Raw genomic sequence first — 20,486 nt, forward strand, 5'->3', positions numbered from 1 at the left:
TCGAGGCTCACGCGGCGTCCGCGCACCCTCCAGGCTAACGCGCCGGGCGGATCACGACCAAAAGGTCACCGGCATCGACCTGCTGGGTGGCTCCGATCGCGAGGCGCTCGACGACCCCGTCGACGGGGGCGGTGATGGCCGCCTCCATCTTCATCGCCTCGATGGAGGCGACCGGCTGGCCCGCCGTGACGGTGTCGCCGAGGGCCGCCTTCAGGGTGACCACGCCGGAGAACGGCGCGGCGATCTGACCGGGTTTGGAGGTGTCGGCGCGCTCGGCCTGGCGCGTGTCGACCTTGATACTGCGATCGCGGACGTAGACCGGTCGGAGCTGCCCGTTCAGCGTCGTCATGACGGTGCGGATCCCCTTGGCGTCGGCCTCACCGATCGCCTCGAGTCCGACGTACAGCTGGACTCCCGGGTCGATCTCGGCGATGTGCTCCTCGCCGGGCTGCAAACCGTAGAGGTAGTCGGGGGTGCCGAGCGCCGACAGGTCGCCGTAGGCTTCGCGGTTGCTCTCGAAGTCCTTGGCCGGTCCCGGGAACAGCAGGCGGTTCAGGGTCCGGCGACGGGTGGCCGCGTCGCCTGCCAGACCGTCCTGCTCCTCGGCGGTCAGCGCCGGGACCTCGATCGAGATCTGGCGTCCGGCGAGGACCTTCGTCCGGAACGGCTCGGGCCAGCCTCCGGGCAGATCGCCCAGTTCGCCCGCCATGAAGCCGACGACCGAATCCGGGATGTCGTAGTTCTGCGGGTTCTCGGCGAAATCGGCCGGGTCGGCGTTCGCGGCGACAAGGGCGAGCGCGAGGTCGCCGACCACCTTCGAGGACGGCGTGACCTTCGGGATGCGCCCGAGGATCCGGTCGGCCGCGGCGTACATGTCCTCGATGCGCTCGAACTCGTCGGCCATCCCGAGGGCGATCGCCTGCTGGCGAAGGTTGGAGAGCTGACCGCCGGGGATCTCGTGGTGGTACACGCGGCCCGTGGGGCCCGGCAGACCGGACTCGAACGGGCTGTACAGGTGACGCACACCCTCCCAGTACGGCTCCAGGTCGCTGACCGCATCGAGGCTGATGCCGGTGTCCCGGTCGGTGTGGGCCAGCGCCGCGATCAGTGCCGACAGCGACGGCTGACTGGTCGTGCCGGAGAGCGGCGCAGCCGCGGCATCCACCGCATCCACCTTAGCCGCGCTCGCGGCGAGCAGCGTCGCCAGCTGGCCGCCCGCGGTGTCGTGCGTGTGCAGATGGACGGGCAGGTCGAAACGCTCGCGGAGGGCGGTGACGAGCTTCGCGGCAGCCGCCGGACGCAGGAGACCCGCCATGTCCTTGATGGCGAGGACGTGCGCTCCCGCGTCGACGATCTGGTCGGCCAGCCGGAGGTAGTAGTCCAGCGTGTACAGCGTCTCGGCGGGGTCGAGCAGGTCCGCGGTGTAGCAGACGGCCACTTCGGCCACGGCCGTCCCCGTCTCCAGGACCGCGTCGATCGCCGTGCGCATCTGGGAGACGTCGTTGAGGGCGTCGAAGATGCGGAAGATGTCGACGCCCGTCGACGCCGCCTCGCGCACGAAGGCGTGCGCGACCGCGTCCGGCCGGGGTGTGTAGCCGACGGTGTTGCGCCCGCGCAGCAGCATCTGGATCGGAATGTTCGGGATCGCCTCCCGGACCGCAGCCAGCCGCTCCCACGGATCCTCGGCGAGGAAGCGCAGTGCGACGTCGTAGGTCGCCCCGCCCCACGCTTCGACGGAGAGCAGGCCGGGGGTCATCCGCGCCACGTGGGGTCCGACGCGGACGAGGTCGCGGGTGCGCACGCGGGTGGCCAGCAGCGACTGGTGGGCGTCGCGGTACGTGGTCTCGGTCACGGCGAGCGGGACCTGCTCGCGCAGGGACCGGGCGAAGCCGGCCGGGCCGAGATCGCGCAGTCGCTGCAGATTTCCCGCCGGCGGTGGGACCGACAGATCGATCGCGGGCAGCTTGCTTCCGGGCGAGACCGACACGGGCTTCTCGCCGTACGGGCGGTTGACGGTGACATCACCCAGCCAGTTCAGAAGCTTCGTCGCCCGGTCGCGCGATGCGTTCACCGTCAGCAGCTGCGGACGCTCTTCGATGAATGCGGTGCTCAGATCGCCCTCGACGAACGCCGGGTCATCCAGCACGGCGCGCAGGAACGGGATATTGGTCGCGACGCCGCGGATGCGGAATTCCGCGAGGGCGCGCTTGGCGCGGGCGACGGCCGACGGGAAGTCGCGTGCGCGGCAGGTGAGCTTGGCGAGCATCGAGTCGAAATGCGGGCTGATCTGCGAGCCCGCGGCGGTGGTGCCGCCGTCGAGTCGGATGCCTGCTCCGCCGGGCGACCGATAGGTGGTGATGCGCCCGGTGTCGGGCCGGAATCCCTGCGACGGGTCCTCCGTCGTGATGCGGCACTGCAGGGCAGCGCCCCGCAGCACGATGTTCTCCTGCTGGAGCCCGAGGTCGGCAAGGGACTCGCCCGCCGCGATGCGGATCTGCGACTGGACGAGATCGACGTCCGTGACCTCCTCGGTCACGGTGTGCTCCACCTGGATGCGCGGGTTCATCTCGATGAAGACGTGCTCGCCGGCGCGATCGCCGGCGGTGTCGACCAGGAACTCGACAGTGCCGGCGTTGACGTAGCCGATCGACTCGGCGAAGGCGACCGCGTCGCGATGCAGAGCGGTCCGCAGCTCGTCGGAGATGTTCGGCGCCGGGGCGATCTCGATGACCTTCTGGTGCCGGCGCTGCACCGAACAGTCGCGCTCGAACAGATGAACCGTGTGACCGGTCGCATCGGCGAGGATCTGGACCTCGATGTGCCGAGGACGCACCACCGCCTGCTCCAGGAAGACGCGGGCGTCGCCGAAGGCCGCACCGGCTTCGCGCATGGCCTCAGCGATGGCGGGCGGCAGCGCCGCCGGCTCCTCCACGCGGCGCATGCCGCGGCCGCCGCCGCCGGCGACCGCCTTGACGAAGATCGGGAATCCGATGTCGGCGGCCTGCGCGACGAGCTCGTCGACGTCCTCGGACGCCTCGGTGGAGCGCAGCACCGGCACGCCAGCGGCGACAGCGTGGTGCTTGGCAGTCACCTTGTTGCCGGCCATCTCCAGCGCTCGCGACGGGGGGCCGATGAAGGTGATGCCGTTCTCCGCCGCCTTCGCAGCCAGTTCGGGGTTCTCGGACAGGAAGCCGTAGCCGGGGTAGATCGCATCCGCGCCGGAAGCCAGCGCCACGCGGATGATCTCATCGACGTCGAGGTAGGCGCGGACGGGATGGCCCTGCTCGCCGATCACGTACGACTCGTCGGCCTTCTGACGATGGATCGAACCGCGGTCCTCGAACGGGTACACCGCGACCGTGCGCGCCCCGAGTTCGTACGCCGCGCGGAACGCGCGGATGGCGATTTCGCCTCTGTTGGCGACCAGGATCTTTCGGAACATGCACACCTCACTGCGGCTGCCAAGATTCGGGCTGAGTGTGCTCTCAGCCTAGGGGACGGTAACGTAGTCGCTTGTGCACGTACTCTCCGTCAGCTCGCTCAAGGGCGGGGTCGGCAAGACAACCGTGACTCTGGGACTCGCCTCCGCTGCATTTGCGCGGGGAGTTCGGACTCTCGTGGTGGATCTCGACCCGCAGTCCGACGTCTCCACCGGCATGGACATCCAGGTCGCGGGGCGGCTCAACGTCGCCGACGTCCTGGCCAACCCCAAGGAGAAGGTGGTCCGTCAGGCGATCACCTCCAGCGGCTGGGCGAAGGTGCACCCGGGCACCATCGATGTGATGATCGGCAGCCCGTCCGCGATCAACTTCGACGGACCGCACCCGAGCGTGCGCGACGTCTGGAAGATGGAAGAGGCCCTCGCCACCATCGAGGCCGACTACGACCTCGTGCTGATCGACTGCGCGCCGTCCCTCAACGCCCTCACCCGCACCGCGTGGGCGGCCTCCGATCGCGTCATCGTGGTGACCGAGCCCGGCCTGTTCTCGGTGGCCGCCGCCGACCGGGCGCTGCGCGCCATCGAAGAGATCCGTCGCGGTCTGTCTCCACGCCTGCAGCCCCTCGGTATCGTCGTCAACCGCGTCCGCCCGCAGTCGATCGAGCACCAGTTCCGCATCAAGGAGCTCCGTGACATGTTCGGCCCCTTGGTGCTCTCGCCACAGCTGCCCGAGCGCACGTCGCTGCAGCAGGCGCAGGGTGCGGCCAAGCCGCTGCACATCTGGCCGGGCGATTCGGCGCAGGAGCTGGCCGCCGACTTCGACGCGCTCCTGGACCGGGTCATGCGGACAGGCCGCATTCCGACCAGCACCACGACCACCGGTTGATCCGCGCTGCGGTTCAACCGCAGCAGTGCACGCGTGCCGATTCAGGCGGTGTCGGTTCAGGCGGTGCGCGCGGCGCGGCGAGCCGACAGCTCGTCCAGGGTGTCCGGCGCCTGCGCGTCGAAGTCGACGAGGGTCGACTCCACCTCATGCAGCACCTTGCCGACCGCGATCCCGAAGACGCCCTGGCCGCGGCTGACGAGGTCGATCACTTCATCGTTGGACGTGCAGAGGTAGACCGATGCGCCGTCGCTCATCAGGGTGGTGCCGGCGAGGTCGCGGATGCCGGATGCCCGCAGCTGCTCCACAGCGGTGCGGATCTGCTGCAGGGAGATGCCGGTGTCCAGCAGTCGTTTGACCAGCTTCAGCACGAGGATGTCGCGGAACCCGTACAGACGCTGGGATCCGGATCCGCTGGCGCCGCGCACCGTGGGCTCGACCAGCTCAGTGCGCGCCCAGTAGTCCAGCTGTCGGTAGGTGATCCCGGCAGCGCGTGCGGCCACCGCGCCGCGATAGCCGACCTCGTCATCCATCTGAGGCAGCCCGTCGGTGAACAGCAGGTCGTTCTGGAACCCGGGGGTATCGGTCGCGTCATGGCCGGTCATGCGCATCCTCCTTCGGGTCTCGGATATCTCAACGCTAGATGAGCCCGAGGCATCGGGCAACGACATCCGCTTCGCCGGGCTCGGCGTGTCGCGCTCAGGAGAGCATGCGGTCCATCGCCGCCCGGGCGAACAGTGCCCGCACCTCGTCGAGGCGCTTGGCCAGTTCCGGAGCGAGCTCACTCGCCCTCGCACGCGAGGCGGTGTCGGTGCGGCGCAGGAGCGAGGACAGTGCAGACTCGATCAGCGCGACGTCGCGTTCCGCGCTCTGGCGGAGACTGCGCACGTGACGCGGCTCGATCCCGTGTCGATCGAGGGCGACGAGGGCGCGCAGGATGGCGACGGCCTGGTCGTTGTAGGCGTCGGAACCGGCCAGGACCCCGGTGCTGATGGCGTCGTTGAGAAGCTGCGGCGCTGCGCCGGAGGCGGACAGCAGCTCCTCGCGGCGGTAGCGGCGCGGAGCCGGCACGATCGACGGCGGCGGGACGGCGGTCGGCGGAGCAGGATCGCGCCCCGCGTCCACGTCGGAGAGGTATTCGCGGATGACGACGAGGGGCAGGTAGTGATCGCGCTGCAGCGTGAGGGCCAGGCGCAGCCGTTCGAGGTCGGTGGGCGAGAATTTGCGGTACCCGGACTCGGTGCGCGTCGGCGTGACGATGCCCTGCACCTCGAGGAAGCGCAGCTTGCTGGAGGTCAGGTTCGGGAACTCCGGCGAGAGCCGCGCGAGGACCTGACCAATGCTGAGGAGTCCCGCGGACGATGAACGTTCGCGGGCCGACGTTGCCGGCATCAGCCGCCCGCCGCCTGCGACAGGTCGGCAGGAGAGACGAAGAAGTTGAGGCGGAACTTGCCCACCCGGACCTCGGAGCCGTTGGTCAGCGCGGAGCGATCGACCCGCTCGCCGTTGACGTACGTGCCGTTGAGCGAGCGCTGGTCGACCAGTTCGAACGCCGCATCGGCACGGGTGATCTCGGCGTGACGGCGCGACACGGTCACGTCGTCGAAGAAGATGTCGGCTTCGGGGTGACGGCCCACCGTCGTCACATCCGTGTCCAGGAGGTAGCGGGCACCCGCGGTCGGTCCGGAGCGGACGATGAGCAGTGCGGCTCCGGACGGAAGCGCCTCGATCGCATCGAGTTCGGCCTCGCTCAGGTCGCTTCCGAAGGGGACGAAGGAGAGGTCGGAGTCGTGGCCGAACGTCTGCGTCGTGTCGGAGGAACCGAATTCGTTCCCCGCGTCGGCATTCGCACCGGATGCCCGCCGGATCTCGTCCGGCTCGGGTCGGCGATCGTCGTCCACGGTGTTCCTCCTTCGTTGCCCAGCGTATCCGATCGGCGAGTCCTCGAGAGGACGCATCCCGACCTCGTCGGGGCATTGCGCAATGTTTCTGCGTGTGTCACTCGGGATGACCCGCCGACCGCGCACGCCTAGCCTGGCGGGTATCGAACCTACTGACAGGAGACCATCGTGTCGACCCCGCACCGCCACCTTCCGCCCCTCCAGGTGCGTGAGCGTTCGGCGTGCATGTGCGTGCACGGTGCTGTCTGCTCGTCCTTCGCTCCCGGGCACGCCCTGCATCTGATCCAGACGCGGCTGGCGGCCGCGACCCCGTCAGACTGGGTCGATGCGATCGTCGAGTCCGCCGATCCGCGGACCGGCACCGTCGTCGTCCGGTCCGTCCTGGGCGACGTGCGTCAGGAACTGTGGAGCGGCGCGGGTGCGGCCGAAGACCTCGCCGCGGGCACGCCTGTCGCTGTCCACGCGCGCTATCACGTCCTGGCTGTCGGCGCCCGGCGGTTCAACGTCCTCGCCGACTGACGCGTCCGGGCCCGTCGAGGCGTCAGGCGGCCATCATGCTGTTCCTCATCGCCATGCAGGCGTCCACGCAGGCCTGGCACGACTGAGCGCACATCTTGCAGACCTCGCTCATGTCCGCGTGCTCCATGCATTCGTCCATGCACACCTGACACATCGCGATGCACGCGTCGAGCATCGCCATCATCGCCGCAGGCGTCGTGCCCTGCATCCGCAGCATCGTCCGCATCATGGTGTTGCACATGTCTGCGCAGGTCATGCACGCCGGCGAACAGTCCATCATCTGCGTCGCACACACGGTGCAGGCCTGTTCGCAGGCGGAACAGGCATCCAGGCACGCCTGCATCAGCGACATGTCCATCGTGTCCATCCCGGGCATCGATGTCCGGGACATCATGTCCTTCATCATCATCGCGTCCACGTTCCGCTCCTTGAGATCTCGATCGATTCGGCAGCGGCGTTCGTGCCGCCGTCTGCGACGCTACTCCGCGCGACCCCCCACGTCACTCCCCGTCGGCGGGCGTAGCCTGGGAAGGATGCCTACGACAACGACTTCTCCCCGACGCCCGTTCGCGCGTGCCGCCGCGGCCGCGGTGGCGGCGCTGCTCCTTTCGGCGGGCGGCCTCCTCGTCGCCTCCCCCGCCAGCGCGCACGACGAGCTCGTCTCCGCCGATCCGGCGGCGGACGCGACGCTGGACGCGCTGCCCACCCAGCTCACGCTGACCTTCAGCGGCGAGATCGCCACCGATGCCGGTGCTTCCGAAGTGCAGGTGACGGATGCCGCGGGCACGACGCTCGCCGACGGCGCGCCCGTCGCGCAGAGCAATGTGCTCACGCAGGCGCTGACGGGCGAGGCATCCGGAGCGATCACCGTGCTGTGGAAAGTCGTCTCCAGCGACGGGCACCCCATCTCGGGGCAGTACTCCTTCACGGTGTCCGGCGCCGCGACCCCGACGCCGACGCCGACCGAGACGCCCACCGCATCGCCAGCGCCGGTGAGCACTCCGAGTGAACAGGCCTCGACCGCTCCCCCGGTCGCCCCGGTGCCGGCTGAGGACACGACCACCGCGCAGGCCTGGCCGTGGGTGGTGGGCGGCATCGTGCTGGTCGCGGTCGCCGGCGGCATCGTCTACCTGCTCGTCTCACGCGCACGACAGCAGCGCGCCCTCGCCGAGAACCGCGCGAACGCCCTCGGCGACCCGGCCGGAACCAGCCGTCCGACGGGCACGCCGGACGCCACCGGGAGCGGTTCCCGGAGCGGTTCCGAGCCTCCGACCGAGCGATAGGCTTGAGGCATGCCTCATTACGATCTCGTCATTCTCGGTGCCGGGCCCGGCGGTTATGTCGCGGCGGTTCGCGGAGCTCAGCTCGGACTGTCGGTGGCGATCATCGAAGAAAAGTACTGGGGCGGTGTGTGCCTCAACGTGGGCTGCATCCCCTCGAAGGCGCTGCTGCGCAACGCCGACCTGGCGCACGTCTTCCACGATCAGGCCGACCTCTTCGGCATCTCGGGTGAGGTGTCCTTCGACTTCGGCGTGGCCTGGGATCGGAGCCGGAAGGTGTCCGAGACGCATGTCAAGGGCATCCACTACCTCATGAAGAAGAACAAGGTCACCGAGTACGAGGGGCGCGGCACGTTCACGGGCCCCAACGCCATCACCGTGACCAAGTCGGACGGCTCGACCGAAGAGGTGACGTTCGACAACTCGATCATCGCCACCGGTTCGAAGGTGCGGCTCCTGCCGGGCGTGACCCTCAGCGAGAACGTCGTCACTTACGAAGAGCAGATCATGACCCGCGGCCTGCCCGAGTCGATCGTCATCGTCGGTGCCGGCGCGATCGGCATGGAGTTCGGCTTCATCATGACCAACTACGGCGTGAAGGTCACGATCATCGAGTTCCTCGATCGCGCGCTGCCCAACGAGGATGCGGATGTCTCGAAGGAGATCGCGCGGCAGTACAAGAAGTACGGCGTCGACATCCTCACCTCCACCAAGGTGGACACGGTCGTCGACAACGGCGAGAAGGTCACCGTCACCTACACGCCCAAGGACGGCGCGCAGGCCTCCATCGAGGCCGACAAGGTGCTGATGTCGATCGGCTTCGCCGCGAATGTCGAGGGCTTCGGTCTGGAGACCACCGGCGTGAAGCTCACCGAGCGCGGTGCGATCGACATCGACGACCACATGCGCACGAACGTGCCGCACATCTATGCGATCGGCGACGTCACCGCGAAGCTGCAGCTCGCGCATGTGGCCGAGGCGCAGGGGGTCGTCGCCGCCGAGACCATCGCCAAGGCCGAGACGATGACGCTGGGCGATTACCGGATGATGCCGCGCGCAACGTTCTGCTCGCCGCAGGTCGCATCATTCGGGCTCACCGAGCAGCAGGCTCGCGACGCGGGTCACGACGTGAAGGTCGCGAAGTTCCCGTTCAGCGCCAACGGCAAGGCGAACGGCCTGGGCGAGCCGATCGGCTTCGTCAAGCTCATCGCCGACGGCGAGCACCTCGAACTGCTCGGCGGCCACCTGATCGGCCCCGACGTCTCCGAACTGCTGCCGGAGCTCACGCTGGCGCAGAAGTGGGACCTGACCGCGCTCGAGGCGGCACGCAATGTGCACACGCACCCGACGCTGTCCGAAGCCGTGCAGGAGGCCTTCCACGGCCTCGCCGGTCACATGATCAACCTGTAGGGATCACGCGAGCGCAGCGCCCTCAGTAGCCGAGCGCGCGCGCCAGTTTCGAATCGGATGCCGCGGGTCGGCCGCCCGCCGACACCACGGCGGCCTCGATCGCGCGGAAGAACTCCGCTCGGTCGGCGCCCGCCGGGCCGGCGGGTCCGAGTTCGATCTCCCATTCGCGCCATGTGCGGACGATACCGCTGCGCGCATCGGTGGCCCGCACGCGATCGTCGACGAACTCGGCGACCAGCGTGCCGTCAGCGGAGCGCAGCGCATACGCCGTGCGGAGATTCTCGATGCGGGCGAGCGGGGCGAGCCCGGCATCCGTCACCGCTGCAATCTCCGCGAGGGCGCCGTCGGGCACCCGATCCTTCTCGCCGAGCGGCCAGCCGAGCTCGACGCGGCCGTCGCCGACGCGCGGACCCTTCAGGTGCCATCCTTCGTCGGGCCCACCGGTCCGCCTGCGAAGCGCGTACCCGGCGCGCGCCAGGTGCAGCTCGCCGGTGTCGAGATACGCCGCGTCGAGTTCGCGGATCTCCGCGGCATCAGTGCGCGCCACTCCGGGCACCGCAGACCAGTCCGGCAGCGGCGTCCCATCGTCCGCGTCGAACTTCCGCTCGACCTCGACCGAGCGCGATGAGTCAGCGCCGGCGGCCACGAGGGTCAGTCGTCTCGACCGTCGGGGTTGGGGTCGATGTCGTCTTCGGACTCGACGAACCAGAACTCGGCCTCGGTGGGTCCGTCATTCTCACCGGTCTTCTCGAGGTCGCCCTTGCGCTCGTAGACCACCTGCGTCTCGCTATAAGGAACGATCAGTCGATCCAGTTCGGAGTCTTCGAGCGGGAGGAGCTGTCCGTCGAGCGGACCGCCGTGCAGACGTGCAATAGCCATGCTCTCAGCCTAGTCCCGGGCGGGACGAACGTTCCGAAGGCGAGGCAGGAGGGGCGAGGACCAGCAGAGAACTGGTTGCAGTCGCGACGACTCGGCCCGCGGCATCCGTGAGCTCCCCGTCGGTGAAGATGACGCGTCTACCTGGCTTGACCACCCTGCCGGTGGCCCGGAGCACACCGGAGGCATGGGTGATGGGCCGCAGGTATCGCACGCTCAGGTCCACCGACGTGTAGCCGACTCCCGCCGGCAGGGTCGTGTGGCCAGCACAGCCGAGCGCCGAATCCAGCAGGGTGCAGGCCAGCCCGCCGTGCACGGCGCCGATCGGGTTGTAGTGGAATTCGGCCGGCTCGCACTCGAAGACCGCCACGCCCTCGCTGACCTCGATGAGCGTGAACCCCATCAGGTTCGCGATCGGCGGTGGCGGGATCTCGCCGTCGATCATGGCCTGGAGGGCCTCCAGCCCCGTCCCGGCACTGCGCGCCTGTTCGAGGGCGGCGGCGGGATCGGACCAGTCGAAGGTGCGCGAGCGGATGTCGGTCATGCACCGATCCTGCCGCAGATCGCCGCCGCGGAGGGGGCTCCGCACGCGGGTATCGTGAACGGGTGAAGCCTTTCGTCCTGCTCGCGACGCGCGCCGAAGATCAGCCCGCCGACGAGGAGTACGCGCTGTTCCTGCGCTACACCGGTCTCACCGAGGACGAGCTGATCCGCGTCCGCCTCGAAGCGGGCCCGATGCCGGCGCTCCTCCTCGAGGACCTGTCCGGCATCTTCGTGGGCGGCGGACCCTTCAACGCCTCGGATCCGGCCGAGCGGAAGTCGACGGTGCAGCATCGCGTCGAGGCGGAGTTCGCCGCACTGCTGCGCGACGTCGTGCATCGCGACTTTCCGTTCCTGGGCGCCTGCTACGGCGTCGGGACGGTGGGGACCTACCTCGGCGCGCTCATCGACCGCACCCACTCCGAGCCGATCAGCGTCGTGCCGGTCACGCTCACCGACGAGGGTGCGGCGGATCCCCTGCTGGCAGGCCTCCCGCATACCTTCGGCGCGTTCGTCGGTCACAAGGAGGCGATCACCACGCTGCCGCCCACTGCGACGCTCCTGGCATCGTCGCCGACCTGCCCTGTGCAGATGTTCCGCGTCCGCCGGAACGTCTACGCCACGCAGTTCCACCCGGAGCTCGACGTCGACGGCATCACCACGCGCATCCACGCGTACGCCGAGCACGGCTACTTCGCGGCCGACGAGCTGGATCTGACGCTGGCGGCGGTCCGCAGCGCTGCGGTCTCGCACCCGAGCCGGATCCTCCGGACATTCGTGGAACGCTACGCCCGCTGACCGGCCGAGCCCGGCCTACAGGACCGGCGGCGTGTGCCAGATCCGGTCGATGTAGTCGCGGATCGATCGGTCCGAGGAGAAGAATCCCGACCGGGCGACGTTGAGGATGGACGACCGGGTCCAGGCATCCTGATCGGCGTATGCCGCGTCGACGCGAGCCTGTGCGGCGATGTACGACGCGTAGTCGGCCAGCACCATGAAGCGGTCGTCGTAGAGCAGATTCGACACGATCGGCTCGAACGTGGACCGGTCGCCGCCCGAGAACGCGCCGGAGGCGATCAGGTCGATCGCACGACGCAGCCCCTCGTCGGCCTGGTAGAAGTCGCTCGGCTTGTAGCCCTTCGCCCAGAGCGCCTCGACCTCGGGCTCGGTCATGCCGAACAGGAAGAAGTTGTCGTCGCCGACGAGCTGGCGGATCTCGACGTTGGCACCGTCGTCGGTGCCGATGGTGAGCGCACCGCTCAGGGCGAATTTCATGTTGCCCGTACCGGAAGCCTCCTTGCCGGCCAGCGAGATCTGCTCGGACAGGTCAGCAGCGGGGATGACGCGCTCGGCCAGTGTGACGTTGTAGTTCGGCGGGAACAGCACCTGCAGCCGGCCCTCGACCCGAGGGTCCGCGTTGACGACCGAGCCGACCGCGTTGATGAGGTGGATGATGCGCTTGGCCATCACGTAGCCCGGCGCGGCCTTGGCGCCGAAGATGAAGGTCCTCGGCTGTACATCCGCTGCGGCGACGCGACCGGACGCGATGCCTTCGTACAGCGTCACGATGTGCAGCACCTTCAGCATCTGCCGCTTGTACTCGTGCAGCCGCTTGACCATCACATCCAGCATGTGGCCGTCGCTGACCTCGAACCCGTCGCGGGTGCGCAGCACGTCGCTCAGCCGGCGCTTGTTGGCCGCCTTGACCTCGGCGAACTTCGCCCGGAACTCCGGGTCCTCCGCGAAGGCCTCCAGTCCGCGGAGTCGTTCCAGATCGACGGTCCATCCGGCACCGAGCGCTTCGGTGATGAGTGAGGCAAGCCCCGGATTGGCGAGGCGGACGAAGCGACGCGGCGTCACGCCGTTGGTGACGTTGGTGAACTTGCCGGGATAGAACTCGTCGAAATCGGGCAGGACCTTCTCGCGCAGCAGCTGCGAGTGCAGTTCGGCGACGCCGTTGACCTTCGCGCCGGCCACTGTCGCCAGGAACGCCATCCGCACCGACCGCTCCGGGAAGTCGGCGATGATCGACATGTTGCGGATGCGCATCTCATCGTCGCCGAAGCGCTCGCGCACGGCCGCGAGGAACTCGTCGTTGATGCGATAGATGATCTCGAGGTGGCGGGGCAGCAGACGACCGAGCAGGTCGACCGACCACATCTCCAGCGCTTCCGGCAGCAGCGTGTGGCAGGTGTACGCGAAGCACTGCTGGGTGATCGCCCACGCGGCATCCCACTTCATGCCCTTCTCATCGACCAGGACACGCATGAGCTCGGGAACGGCGATCACCGGATGCGTGTCGTTGAGCTGGAAGATGACGCGGTCGGGAAGATTCGCCAGATCGAAGTCGGGCGAGAGCGAGTGCTCGAGGAAGTCGTGGATGGATGCCGCGACGAAGAAGTACTGCTGCTGCAGGCGAAGCTCCTTGCCCTGGGGGGTGGAGTCCTCGGGGTAGAGCACTTTGGAGATGTTCTCGGCGAAGGTCTGCGCCCGCACAGCCTCGGCGTAGTCGCCGGCGTTGAAGATGCGCAGATCGAACGCGCTGGAGGCGACCGCGCTCCACAGCCGCAACGTGTTGACGCGGCCGTTGTGGTACCCGGGCACCATGTAGTTGTAGGGCACCGCCTGGACCGTCCAGCCCGGCACCCACCGCGAGCGCGCCACGCCCTCGTCGTCGTACTTCTCGGTGTACCCGCCGAACCCGATCGTCTGCGCCGCCTCGGGGTGGGGGAACTCCCAGGGCGATCCGAGGGTGAGCCACGCATCGGGCTGCTCGATCTGCTCGCCGTCGACGAAGGTCTGCCGGAAGATGCCGTATTCGTAGCGCAGTCCGTAGCCGGTGCTGGGGACGCTCATCGTCGCGAGCGAATCGATGAAGCATGCCGCCAGACGTCCGAGGCCGCCGTTGCCGAGGCCGGGCTCGACCTCGAGCTGGCGCAGATCGTCGATGTCGATGCCGCATGCGGCCATCGCCTCGGTCGCGATGTCGGTCAGCCGGGCGGCCAGCAGGTTGTTGTCCAGCTGACGACCGAGAAGGTATTCAGCCGAGAGATAGCAGACGCCCTTCGCCTGCACTTCGCGCTGACGGCGCTGATCCTCGAGCCACCGAGCCATGAGGTAGTCGCGCACCGTGTACGCCAGCGCCAGGTAGCGATCGTTCGGGCTGGAACTGGACAGCGCCACACCCTGCTCGTAGTTCAGGTTGTTGAGGAACTCGCGCACGAAGCCGTCCACCGAGGACGGCGGCCCGGTGACGGGCGCGACCGCCAACGGATGCGTCGCGACGGGCGCGGCGGATGCAGGTGCTGCGGTCGTGGGGGTGTGCTCCAGGGGCATGCAACGAAACTACCTACCGGCGGTGCCGATCCGCACATCGGGCCGCACTCTGGAACCGATCGTTTACAGCACCGTCATCTTTTCAGCGCTGCCGAGCGCTCCTTCTCCTCGTCGGCCCGAGCGTGGGTCAGCTCTTCAGTGGCCACTCGGACGCCATCTTCGGCGCGCTGCACCCGGCGCTGCGCGAACGTCGAGGCTCCGTGACGCGCCCGCACTCGGTCGGACTCCTCGTCCACCGAGGTGATGATGTATGCGCCGGCGATCAGGATCACCTGCGCCGAGAGGTTGATCCACAGCAGCAGCGCGATCAGGGAGGCGAACGAGGCCAGGAGCGGGTTCGACCCGGCGCCCGAGACGAACAGGCTGGACAGCTGTTGCAGCGCGATCAGGCCGACCGCGCCGAGGAGGGAGCCGGTCCACAGCGCCCGGGCGGAGGCACGCACGCCGGACAGCGTCCGGAACAGAAGCGCGATCGCGAGCGCGTCGAGCGCGAACACGATGACGACGGAGACGAGACGCGCGCCGATCACCGGAAACAGGTCGCGGTCCGAGAAGCCGAGCACGTCCCTGAGCGCGCCGATACCCGCGTTGGCCAGGAAGGTGATGGCGGCGGATGCCACGAACGCCGCGCCGATCGCGAGGGCGATCAGGAGGTTGCGCAGCAGAACCCAGAGGAAGAAGACATCGTCGTGCACGCGGTCGCCGATGACCCGGAACGCCGCCCGCAGGGAGCCGATCGCCCCGATCGCCGCACCCAGCAGACCCACGAGGGACAGGACGGTGGCGACCGTGAGACCGGCCGGCGCCTGGATGGAGGCGGGATCGATGATTCCGCCCTCGCCGTTCTGGGAGAACAAGCCTGGGATCGCGGAGTCGACGGCATCGACCAGCGCTTGCAGGGCGGCGGGGTTCCCGGCCAGGAACAGTCCGGCGATCGAGAAACCGAGCAGCACGCCGGCGAAGACACTGAACAGCGTGCGATACGTCACACTGTCGGCGAGCATCGGTCCGCGGTGCTCGCTGTAGAGCAGGAACGCGCGGACGGGTCTGCGGGCCAGCGTCCACGCGATGACGCGCGCGATGAGGTCTGCCATGGCGCCAGAGTATCCGGCCCGTGTTTCCGGCCGAGGGACTTGACAGTCTCTCCGGCACAGATGGACGCTACGCCGACACGACCGTCAACGAGCCGAGGGGCAGCACGCTCAGGACGATCGCGAGCCAGGCTCCACCGATCATCGCGGGACCGAACGGGATGCGGGTGCTGCGGGTGGCACGGCGGCGCGCCAGCAGCACGAGCGCGTGCACACCTCCGATGAGGAAGGCCGCCGCCGTCGCGATCACCAGGCCGCTCCAGCCGAGCCATCCGAGGTAGAGACCGAGGAGCCCCGCGAGTTTGACGTCGCCGCCGCCGATCGAGGTCGGGCTGGCCATCCGCAGGATGAAGTACCCGGCGAACAGCGCACCCATGCCGAGCAGGGCTCGGCCGAGTCGCTGCGGATCGCCGCCGAGCGCCGTCGCGATGCCGAGCAGTCCGACGCCCACGGCATAGCCGGGCAGCACGATGCGGTTGGGCAGTCGATGCGTGCCCGCGTCGATGACCCAGAGGACGACGCTGATCACGGCCAGATAGAGGAAGGCCAGCACGGCGAGGGCCGACGATGCAGTTTCGACGGCCGACATGACGCCCGAGCCTACGCGCGGCGCGGGCGGTGGCATCCGTTCCTGGATGATCTGTGGATAACCGCCTGCTCAGCCGTCCAGGATGTGCAGACGCACATGGACCGGACCGCCTTCGTCCAGCGATTCGGCCTTCATCACCGCCTTCTTGAGCGGGAGCGCGTACGTGCCGTCCGACGACGGGAAGATCGAGGTCGACCACTCCGAACCGCCGACGCTCACCCGCACGCGCACCGCCCCGAATCCGCGATGCGGTCTCGGGATCTCGCGGATGTCACCACTCAGTTCCAGCGGCACCGAGGTGAGGAACCAGACGGCGTCCGGCCGGGCGTCCCAGCGGAACACCTCGCTGTCGAACTCGAGGATCATGAGCCCGTGGTCACCACTGCGGGTGGATGGCCGCGCGCAGGCGCGAGTCGTAGACGTCGCGGACGACGGCGTCGAACGCGTCCAGGTCGAGCCCGGCGTTCAGCAGCTCCGCAGCATCCGCGTTGGACTCCGCCTGAGCGACGTTGCGCGCCCCTGGGATGACGGTCGTCACACCCGCCCGCGACGCGATCCAGGCCAGGGTCGCTGCGGGGAGTGAGACTCCGCTCGGGAGCGCGGCACTCAGCTCGGCGGCGGCGGCGAGGCCGACCTGGTAGTCCACGCCGGAGAAGGTCTCCCCCTTGTCGAACGCCTCACCGTGTCGGTTGAACGATCGGTGGTCGTCGGCGGCGAAGGTGGTCGCGGTGGTGTACTTCCCGGACAGCATCCCCGACGCCAGCGGCACGCGCGCGAAGATCGCGACCCCGGCCGCCTCGGCGGCGGGCAGCACCTCGTCCAGCGGCTTGAGGCGGAAGGGGTTGAAGATGATCTGCACGTTCGTGACGTGGGGGTGGGAGATGGCGGCGAGCGCCTGATCGCACGTCTCCACGGAGACGCCGTACGCGGCGATCGCACCATCCGCGACGAGCTCGTCGAGCGCGTCGTAGGTGGCATCGTCTTCGATCACGCCGGAGGGCGGGCAGTGCAGTTGGACGAGGTCGAGCGTGTCGACACCGAGGTTGCGGCGGGACCGTTCGGTCCACGCCCGGAAGTTCTCAGGCGTGTAGTTGGCGGCGACCTGCTCCATCCGCCGCCCCATCTTGGTCGCCACCGTGATCGCGGCGCCGGACCGATCCTTCAGGAAACGTCCGATGAGGCGCTCACTGCGACCGTCGCCGTAGACGTCGGCAGTGTCGAAGAGCGTGACGCCGCGGTCGGCCGATGCCGCGAGCACGGCGATCGCGTCATCCTCGCTGACCGCACCCCAGTCGGCGCCGAGCTGCCACGTGCCGAGGCCGATCGCCGAGACTTCGCGTCCGGTGTGTCCGAGCGGTCGCTGCTGCATGATTCATCCCTCCGAAACGGCCGGCGTTCGGCCGCGATCCAGCATGACATCGATCCCAGGCCGCACGCCGGGGGTTGCCGACCGCCCCACAGTGACCTACGGCCGGACGATCACCGGCGTCCCCGCCGGCAGGGCGGCGAGCGCCTCGATCGCCGCGGGGTCCACGCGGAGACAGCCGTTGGAGATCGAGCCGGATCGCTCGTCGTGGTAGTGGAATGCGGTGACGGCGACGTCGGCACCGCCGAACCCGTCGAGGGTGGGCGACTGCACTGCGAGATAGACGAGCGGGTAGCCGCGGGTGTAGCCGAACGACGGTTCCACGAGCGTGGTCATCACGTACGTGCGGCCGAGGGGCGTGGGGGTGTCCGAGGTCCCGGACGCGAAATCAGTCGCGATCCGTTCGGGGACGCCTGCGCGGACGATGTCTATCGTGCGCGCAGTGAGATCGACCTCGACGAGCGCATCCAGCGGCGCGATCGCCACGTCCTTCGTGCGCAGCCATCCCATGACCTGGGCCGGATTCCCCTGCGAAGGGACGGACTGCCGACCCACCAGCAGCACCTTCACCCAGTGCTCCTGGCGCTCGATGATCGGGGCCGTCGTCCCGCCGAACGTGTACTCGCGGGGAAGGAAGCCGACCGGTTGGCCGACCGGATCGCCGAAGACCGGAGCCCCGTCACCGATCGACGTGGCGGCTTCCCCGGTCAAGGCCCCGAACGGGTCGTCATCGATCGGGAGCCCCGCGTTCACGGCGAACACGTCGATCTGCGAGAGCGCGGCGAGATCGTAGACGGTGCTGTTGGCGGGGAACCCGGTCGGCGTCGGGGTGGGTGTCGGTGTCGGCGGAGGCGTGGGACCCGCGCTGCGAGAGGGCGACGGAGTGGGCTCGGATGCCGCGGGAACGGCCGGTCGCAGCAGCAGCGCGGTCACGATCCCCGCCGTCACGAGCACGACGACCGCGAGCGTGATCCAGACCGCACGCCGCGTGCGCGAGGCGCGGGTGCCTGACCTCGGCGCGCCGCTGACCTCCCCGTCGGTCATCACTCCCCCATCGTCCGGTGAGGCGCGTCGCGCCGCAAGTCGGACTGGATCGCTCAGTTCCCGTATCCGGGAGCGAGGTCGCCGGGCGTGAGGTCGTCGCCCTCCGGGATCCACTCGTCCCGCCGGGTCGCCTGGTCGTCGTCGCGCCGCCGCCATGCCGCGCCCTCGGGCCAGCTGGCGGCGAAGGTCGGCACGACCCGCCAGACGCGCCGCCACAGACCCCGCTGGGTCACCAGAGGCCGTGCGGAGACCGGCATCCGCAACTCTTCGTCGTAGCGCACGCCGTCCGACGGGCGCAGCCGGATGGTGAGATCGAGATCGTCGTGGATGCCGGCATTCGTGCGATCGACCCGGGTGCGCACTCGCCGCCACACCGCCGCTCGCATGGCGAAGTTCGACCCGTAGACGAGCGGGATGCCGAGGAACTTCTTGATCCAGTAGTGACCGCCGCCGATGTACCAGCGTTCGCCGAGATAGTTCACCAGCGGGCTCGATCCGTAGAACTCGGCACCGCCGGTGAGAACGCCGAGCGTCGGCTCGGCGACGAAGGCGCGGGTGAGGCGGGCGATCCAGTCCGGGTGGGGACGCGAGTCTGCGTCGAGGCGCGCGATGATATCGGCGTCCTCGAGGGCTTCGTCGTAACCGCGCGCCGCGGCTGGCCAGATGCCGATGACGCGCTCGGTGACGACGGTCGCGCCGAATCGGCGGGCGATGTCGACGGAGGCGTCGCTGCTGCCGTTGTCGACCACGATGACCCGGTCGGCAGGTCGCTCCTGGGCGGCGAGCGCCGCGAGGCAGTGGACGAGGAAATCCGCATCGTCTCGGCACGGGATGACGACCGTGACGCGCGGCTGGAGGGTCACGGGATCACGATACTCCGCCGAGGATCGGACGGCTTTTCGCCTCACCAGAGTCGATTGTGCGGACCCGGGACGCGTCGGTCAGCGCGGCAGACCGCCTCAGGTGAAGAGTCGCTCGAGACGGAGGGTGGATGCTGACATCCGAACGAACGCACGCCTCGAAGCGACCGACCGCCCGTACCAGCCCGTGTCCCGACGCAACCACGTGCGGACGAAGACAGCACCGGCCGACACCACGACCCAGATCGGCGTCCATTGCCCCCGGCGCCCGTCAGCGAGAGGCGCTGCGATCTCCAGTTCACGTCGGCAGTTCGGCATGGTGATGCACGTGTGTAAGCTCACCGTCACCCGTTTCGAGCCGGTACGCCGGCCAGCCCTCGAGTTTCAGCTTTCCTGACTTGGCAGCGTCCCACCAGTGATAGACCAGCGTGTGGGGCGGTTGGAATTCAGCGATCTCGCCCGGAGTAGGCCCGAAAGACGTCTCATCGACTGAGCGTCTCGTCGCGTCAGGGGTCCGTCAGCCGTCGCCGACGACATCGCCACCGGTTGCGCCGAGAGGCAGGCCGCCGAGGAGACCTGGTCACGAACGCATGTCGCAACCGGTCGCTACTGTGATTCGCGTCAGCGATGTGACGTGGTCCGCAGGATGGTGGATGGAGGAAACTCATGGCCGAACCGATCAGCGCAAAGCAGTTTCACGCCGAAGCGGGAACAGCCGGCTGGCACGTCCTCTACGGAGGTGCGCAGACCGTCTTTCCCACCAACTCGTTCGCAACAGGCGTGGAGTTCATCCGACGCATTGCGGTCGCGGCGGCCTCGCTCGGTCGCGAGCCGGACATCGACTTACGACCCGAAGCCGTGGTCGTTCGCACCGCGTCAACACCGCGCGGGCGACTGGACACCGCCGATGTCGAGCTCGCGCGGCGCGTCTCCGACATCGCGGCAGAACTCGGGCTCGCACCCGACCCGTCTCACCTGCACACGATCCAGATAGCCATCGCTCAAGCGGAGGGCGTCAGCACCCGGGACTTCTGGGCTGCGGCGCTCGGGTACGAATCGCTCGGCGGATTCATCGTCGACCCGCTCCGCCGCGGACCGCGAATGTGGTTCGATGAAATCGCCGCGCCAGGACGCGGACGCACCCACATCGACGTGGCCGTGCCGAATGATCGTGCGCAAGAGCGTGTGGCCGCAGTTCTCCGTGCGGGCGGGCGGCTCGCTGACGACGCCAACGCACCGGATTGGTGGACGTTCGCGTCACCGGACAACCACGGTGTGGACATCGCGGCGTGGGGCGACGTCCACGACCAGGCGTGATCGCGGAGACGACTCACCAGGTCCCAGCGCGACCG

At 68.7% G+C, this 20,486-nt stretch carries 22 protein-coding genes; 6 read left to right on the forward strand and 16 right to left on the reverse strand.

What is annotated here, in order from left to right; all coding sequences use genetic code 11:
* Window positions 1–34: 34 nt before the first annotated feature.
* A complete protein-coding gene (locus BLT19_RS13875) occupies window positions 35–3,442 on the reverse strand; it encodes a pyruvate carboxylase (RefSeq protein ID WP_091491377.1) in 3,408 nt (1,135 codons plus the stop codon).
* A 73-nt stretch (window positions 3,443–3,515) separates the two neighbouring features.
* On the opposite strand from BLT19_RS13875, the gene BLT19_RS13880 reads away from it, so the two are divergent.
* Window positions 3,516–4,325: a ParA family protein gene (locus tag BLT19_RS13880; RefSeq protein ID WP_091491380.1), complete on the forward strand. Its 810-nt coding sequence runs from the start codon at window positions 3,516–3,518 to the stop codon at window positions 4,323–4,325.
* A gap of 56 nt (window positions 4,326–4,381) precedes the next feature.
* Here BLT19_RS13880 and BLT19_RS13885 read toward each other — a convergent pair whose 3' ends face one another.
* From BLT19_RS13885 to BLT19_RS13895, 3 genes are all read right to left on the reverse strand, one after another.
* Window positions 4,382–4,927, reverse strand: coding sequence for a MerR family transcriptional regulator (locus tag BLT19_RS13885; protein ID WP_091491383.1), 546 nt, complete (start codon window positions 4,925–4,927; stop codon window positions 4,382–4,384).
* A 94-nt stretch (window positions 4,928–5,021) separates the two neighbouring features.
* A complete protein-coding gene (gene ftsR, locus BLT19_RS13890; RefSeq protein WP_091491386.1) occupies window positions 5,022–5,714 on the reverse strand; it encodes a transcriptional regulator FtsR in 693 nt (230 codons plus the stop codon).
* Window positions 5,714–6,223, reverse strand: a complete 510-nt coding sequence (locus BLT19_RS13895; protein WP_231917667.1) for an FHA domain-containing protein — start codon at window positions 6,221–6,223, stop codon at window positions 5,714–5,716. The genes ftsR and BLT19_RS13895 overlap by 1 nt, the downstream gene beginning before the upstream one ends.
* Window positions 6,224–6,391: 168 nt before the next feature.
* Here BLT19_RS13895 and BLT19_RS13900 point away from each other — a divergent pair, with 168 nt between their 5' ends.
* Window positions 6,392–6,742 (forward strand): hypothetical protein, encoded by a 351-nt coding sequence (locus tag BLT19_RS13900; RefSeq protein WP_172825633.1) that lies wholly within the window; start codon window positions 6,392–6,394, stop codon window positions 6,740–6,742.
* Window positions 6,743–6,764: 22 nt separating this feature from the next.
* Here the strand turns inward: BLT19_RS13900 and BLT19_RS13905 are convergent, their stop codons facing one another.
* Window positions 6,765–7,151: a hypothetical protein gene (locus BLT19_RS13905; RefSeq protein ID WP_231917894.1), complete on the reverse strand. Its 387-nt coding sequence runs from the start codon at window positions 7,149–7,151 to the stop codon at window positions 6,765–6,767.
* Window positions 7,152–7,275: 124 nt separating this feature from the next.
* On the opposite strand from BLT19_RS13905, the gene BLT19_RS13910 reads away from it, so the two are divergent.
* Both BLT19_RS13910 and lpdA read left to right on the forward strand, forming a co-directional pair.
* Window positions 7,276–8,025 (forward strand): copper resistance CopC family protein, encoded by a 750-nt coding sequence (locus BLT19_RS13910; protein ID WP_091491393.1) that lies wholly within the window; start codon window positions 7,276–7,278, stop codon window positions 8,023–8,025.
* Window positions 8,026–8,034: 9 nt separating this feature from the next.
* A complete protein-coding gene (gene lpdA / locus BLT19_RS13915; protein WP_091491395.1) occupies window positions 8,035–9,432 on the forward strand; it encodes a dihydrolipoyl dehydrogenase in 1,398 nt (465 codons plus the stop codon).
* A gap of 22 nt (window positions 9,433–9,454) precedes the next feature.
* Here the strand turns inward: lpdA and BLT19_RS13920 are convergent, their stop codons facing one another.
* From BLT19_RS13920 to BLT19_RS13930, 3 genes are read right to left on the reverse strand one after another with little or no spacing between them, the layout of a single operon-like run.
* A complete protein-coding gene (locus BLT19_RS13920) occupies window positions 9,455–10,078 on the reverse strand; it encodes a CYTH domain-containing protein (RefSeq protein WP_091491397.1) in 624 nt (207 codons plus the stop codon).
* Between the two features lie 5 nt (window positions 10,079–10,083).
* A complete protein-coding gene (locus BLT19_RS13925; protein ID WP_091491399.1) occupies window positions 10,084–10,311 on the reverse strand; it encodes a response regulator in 228 nt (75 codons plus the stop codon).
* 4 nt (window positions 10,312–10,315) lie between these two features.
* The gene (locus BLT19_RS13930) at window positions 10,316–10,852 is read right to left on the reverse strand and encodes a PaaI family thioesterase (RefSeq protein ID WP_091491401.1); all 537 of its coding nucleotides are present in this window, start codon (window positions 10,850–10,852) and stop codon (window positions 10,316–10,318) included.
* 62 nt (window positions 10,853–10,914) lie between these two features.
* Between BLT19_RS13930 and BLT19_RS13935 the strand changes: the two genes are divergently transcribed.
* Window positions 10,915–11,646, forward strand: coding sequence for a glutamine amidotransferase (locus BLT19_RS13935; protein ID WP_091491403.1), 732 nt, complete (start codon window positions 10,915–10,917; stop codon window positions 11,644–11,646).
* A gap of 15 nt (window positions 11,647–11,661) precedes the next feature.
* On the opposite strand, the gene BLT19_RS13940 is transcribed toward BLT19_RS13935, so the two are convergent.
* The 8 genes from BLT19_RS13940 to BLT19_RS18280 all read right to left on the reverse strand — a co-directional run bounded on the left by BLT19_RS13940 (window position 11,662) and on the right by BLT19_RS18280 (window position 19,452).
* Window positions 11,662–14,184: a glycogen/starch/alpha-glucan phosphorylase gene (locus BLT19_RS13940; protein ID WP_091491405.1), complete on the reverse strand. Its 2,523-nt coding sequence runs from the start codon at window positions 14,182–14,184 to the stop codon at window positions 11,662–11,664.
* 74 nt (window positions 14,185–14,258) lie between these two features.
* Window positions 14,259–15,278, reverse strand: a complete 1,020-nt coding sequence (locus BLT19_RS13945) for a YihY/virulence factor BrkB family protein (RefSeq protein WP_091491407.1) — start codon at window positions 15,276–15,278, stop codon at window positions 14,259–14,261.
* A gap of 67 nt (window positions 15,279–15,345) precedes the next feature.
* On the reverse strand, window positions 15,346–15,864 hold the full coding sequence (locus BLT19_RS13950; protein ID WP_091491409.1) for a prepilin peptidase: 519 nt from the start codon (window positions 15,862–15,864) through the stop codon (window positions 15,346–15,348).
* A gap of 69 nt (window positions 15,865–15,933) precedes the next feature.
* Entirely contained in the window at window positions 15,934–16,230 is a 297-nt protein-coding gene (locus BLT19_RS13955; RefSeq protein ID WP_091491411.1) for a DUF1905 domain-containing protein, read from the reverse strand.
* A gap of 10 nt (window positions 16,231–16,240) precedes the next feature.
* Window positions 16,241–17,233 (reverse strand): aldo/keto reductase, encoded by a 993-nt coding sequence (locus tag BLT19_RS13960; protein WP_091491413.1) that lies wholly within the window; start codon window positions 17,231–17,233, stop codon window positions 16,241–16,243.
* Window positions 17,234–17,329: 96 nt separating this feature from the next.
* Window positions 17,330–18,274 carry a L,D-transpeptidase gene (locus tag BLT19_RS13965; RefSeq protein ID WP_091491416.1) on the reverse strand — a complete coding sequence of 315 codons (945 nt, stop codon included), beginning with the start codon at window positions 18,272–18,274 and terminating at the stop codon, window positions 17,330–17,332.
* 53 nt (window positions 18,275–18,327) lie between these two features.
* Entirely contained in the window at window positions 18,328–19,137 is an 810-nt protein-coding gene (locus BLT19_RS13970; RefSeq protein WP_091491419.1) for a glycosyltransferase family 2 protein, read from the reverse strand.
* 96 nt (window positions 19,138–19,233) lie between these two features.
* Complete coding sequence (locus BLT19_RS18280) at window positions 19,234–19,452, reverse strand: DUF2255 family protein (protein ID WP_091491422.1); 219 nt, start codon at window positions 19,450–19,452, stop codon at window positions 19,234–19,236.
* 348 nt (window positions 19,453–19,800) lie between these two features.
* Here BLT19_RS18280 and BLT19_RS13980 point away from each other — a divergent pair, with 348 nt between their 5' ends.
* Window positions 19,801–20,451: a VOC family protein gene (locus BLT19_RS13980; protein ID WP_091491425.1), complete on the forward strand. Its 651-nt coding sequence runs from the start codon at window positions 19,801–19,803 to the stop codon at window positions 20,449–20,451.
* Window positions 20,452–20,486: the final 35 nt, after the last annotated feature.

The sequence above is a fragment of the Microbacterium pygmaeum genome (assembly GCF_900100885.1).
Taxonomy (GTDB): domain Bacteria; phylum Actinomycetota; class Actinomycetes; order Actinomycetales; family Microbacteriaceae; genus Microbacterium; species Microbacterium pygmaeum.

Excerpts from the sequence above, each read along its gene's own strand:
- BLT19_RS13875 (WP_091491377.1), bottom strand. The coding sequence starts at position 3,442 with ATGTTCCGAAAGATCCTGGTCGCCAACAGAGGCGAAATCGCCATCCGC.
- BLT19_RS13885 (WP_091491383.1), bottom strand. The coding sequence starts at position 4,927 with ATGACCGGCCATGACGCGACCGATACCCCCGGGTTCCAGAACGACCTG.
- ftsR (WP_091491386.1), bottom strand. The coding sequence starts at position 5,714 with ATGCCGGCAACGTCGGCCCGCGAACGTTCATCGTCCGCGGGACTCCTC.
- BLT19_RS13905 (WP_231917894.1), bottom strand. The coding sequence starts at position 7,151 with ATGATGATGAAGGACATGATGTCCCGGACATCGATGCCCGGGATGGAC.
- BLT19_RS13910 (WP_091491393.1), top strand. The coding sequence starts at position 7,276 with ATGCCTACGACAACGACTTCTCCCCGACGCCCGTTCGCGCGTGCCGCC.
- lpdA (WP_091491395.1), top strand. The coding sequence starts at position 8,035 with ATGCCTCATTACGATCTCGTCATTCTCGGTGCCGGGCCCGGCGGTTAT.
- BLT19_RS13925 (WP_091491399.1), bottom strand. The coding sequence starts at position 10,311 with ATGGCTATTGCACGTCTGCACGGCGGTCCGCTCGACGGACAGCTCCTC.
- BLT19_RS13930 (WP_091491401.1), bottom strand. The coding sequence starts at position 10,852 with ATGACCGACATCCGCTCGCGCACCTTCGACTGGTCCGATCCCGCCGCC.
- BLT19_RS13940 (WP_091491405.1), bottom strand. The coding sequence starts at position 14,184 with ATGCCCCTGGAGCACACCCCCACGACCGCAGCACCTGCATCCGCCGCG.
- BLT19_RS13945 (WP_091491407.1), bottom strand. The coding sequence starts at position 15,278 with ATGGCAGACCTCATCGCGCGCGTCATCGCGTGGACGCTGGCCCGCAGA.
- BLT19_RS13950 (WP_091491409.1), bottom strand. The coding sequence starts at position 15,864 with ATGTCGGCCGTCGAAACTGCATCGTCGGCCCTCGCCGTGCTGGCCTTC.
- BLT19_RS13955 (WP_091491411.1), bottom strand. The coding sequence starts at position 16,230 with ATGATCCTCGAGTTCGACAGCGAGGTGTTCCGCTGGGACGCCCGGCCG.
- BLT19_RS13960 (WP_091491413.1), bottom strand. The coding sequence starts at position 17,233 with ATGCAGCAGCGACCGCTCGGACACACCGGACGCGAAGTCTCGGCGATC.
- BLT19_RS13965 (WP_091491416.1), bottom strand. The coding sequence starts at position 18,274 with ATGACCGACGGGGAGGTCAGCGGCGCGCCGAGGTCAGGCACCCGCGCC.
- BLT19_RS18280 (WP_091491422.1), bottom strand. The coding sequence starts at position 19,452 with ATGCCGAACTGCCGACGTGAACTGGAGATCGCAGCGCCTCTCGCTGAC.
- BLT19_RS13980 (WP_091491425.1), top strand. The coding sequence starts at position 19,801 with ATGGCCGAACCGATCAGCGCAAAGCAGTTTCACGCCGAAGCGGGAACA.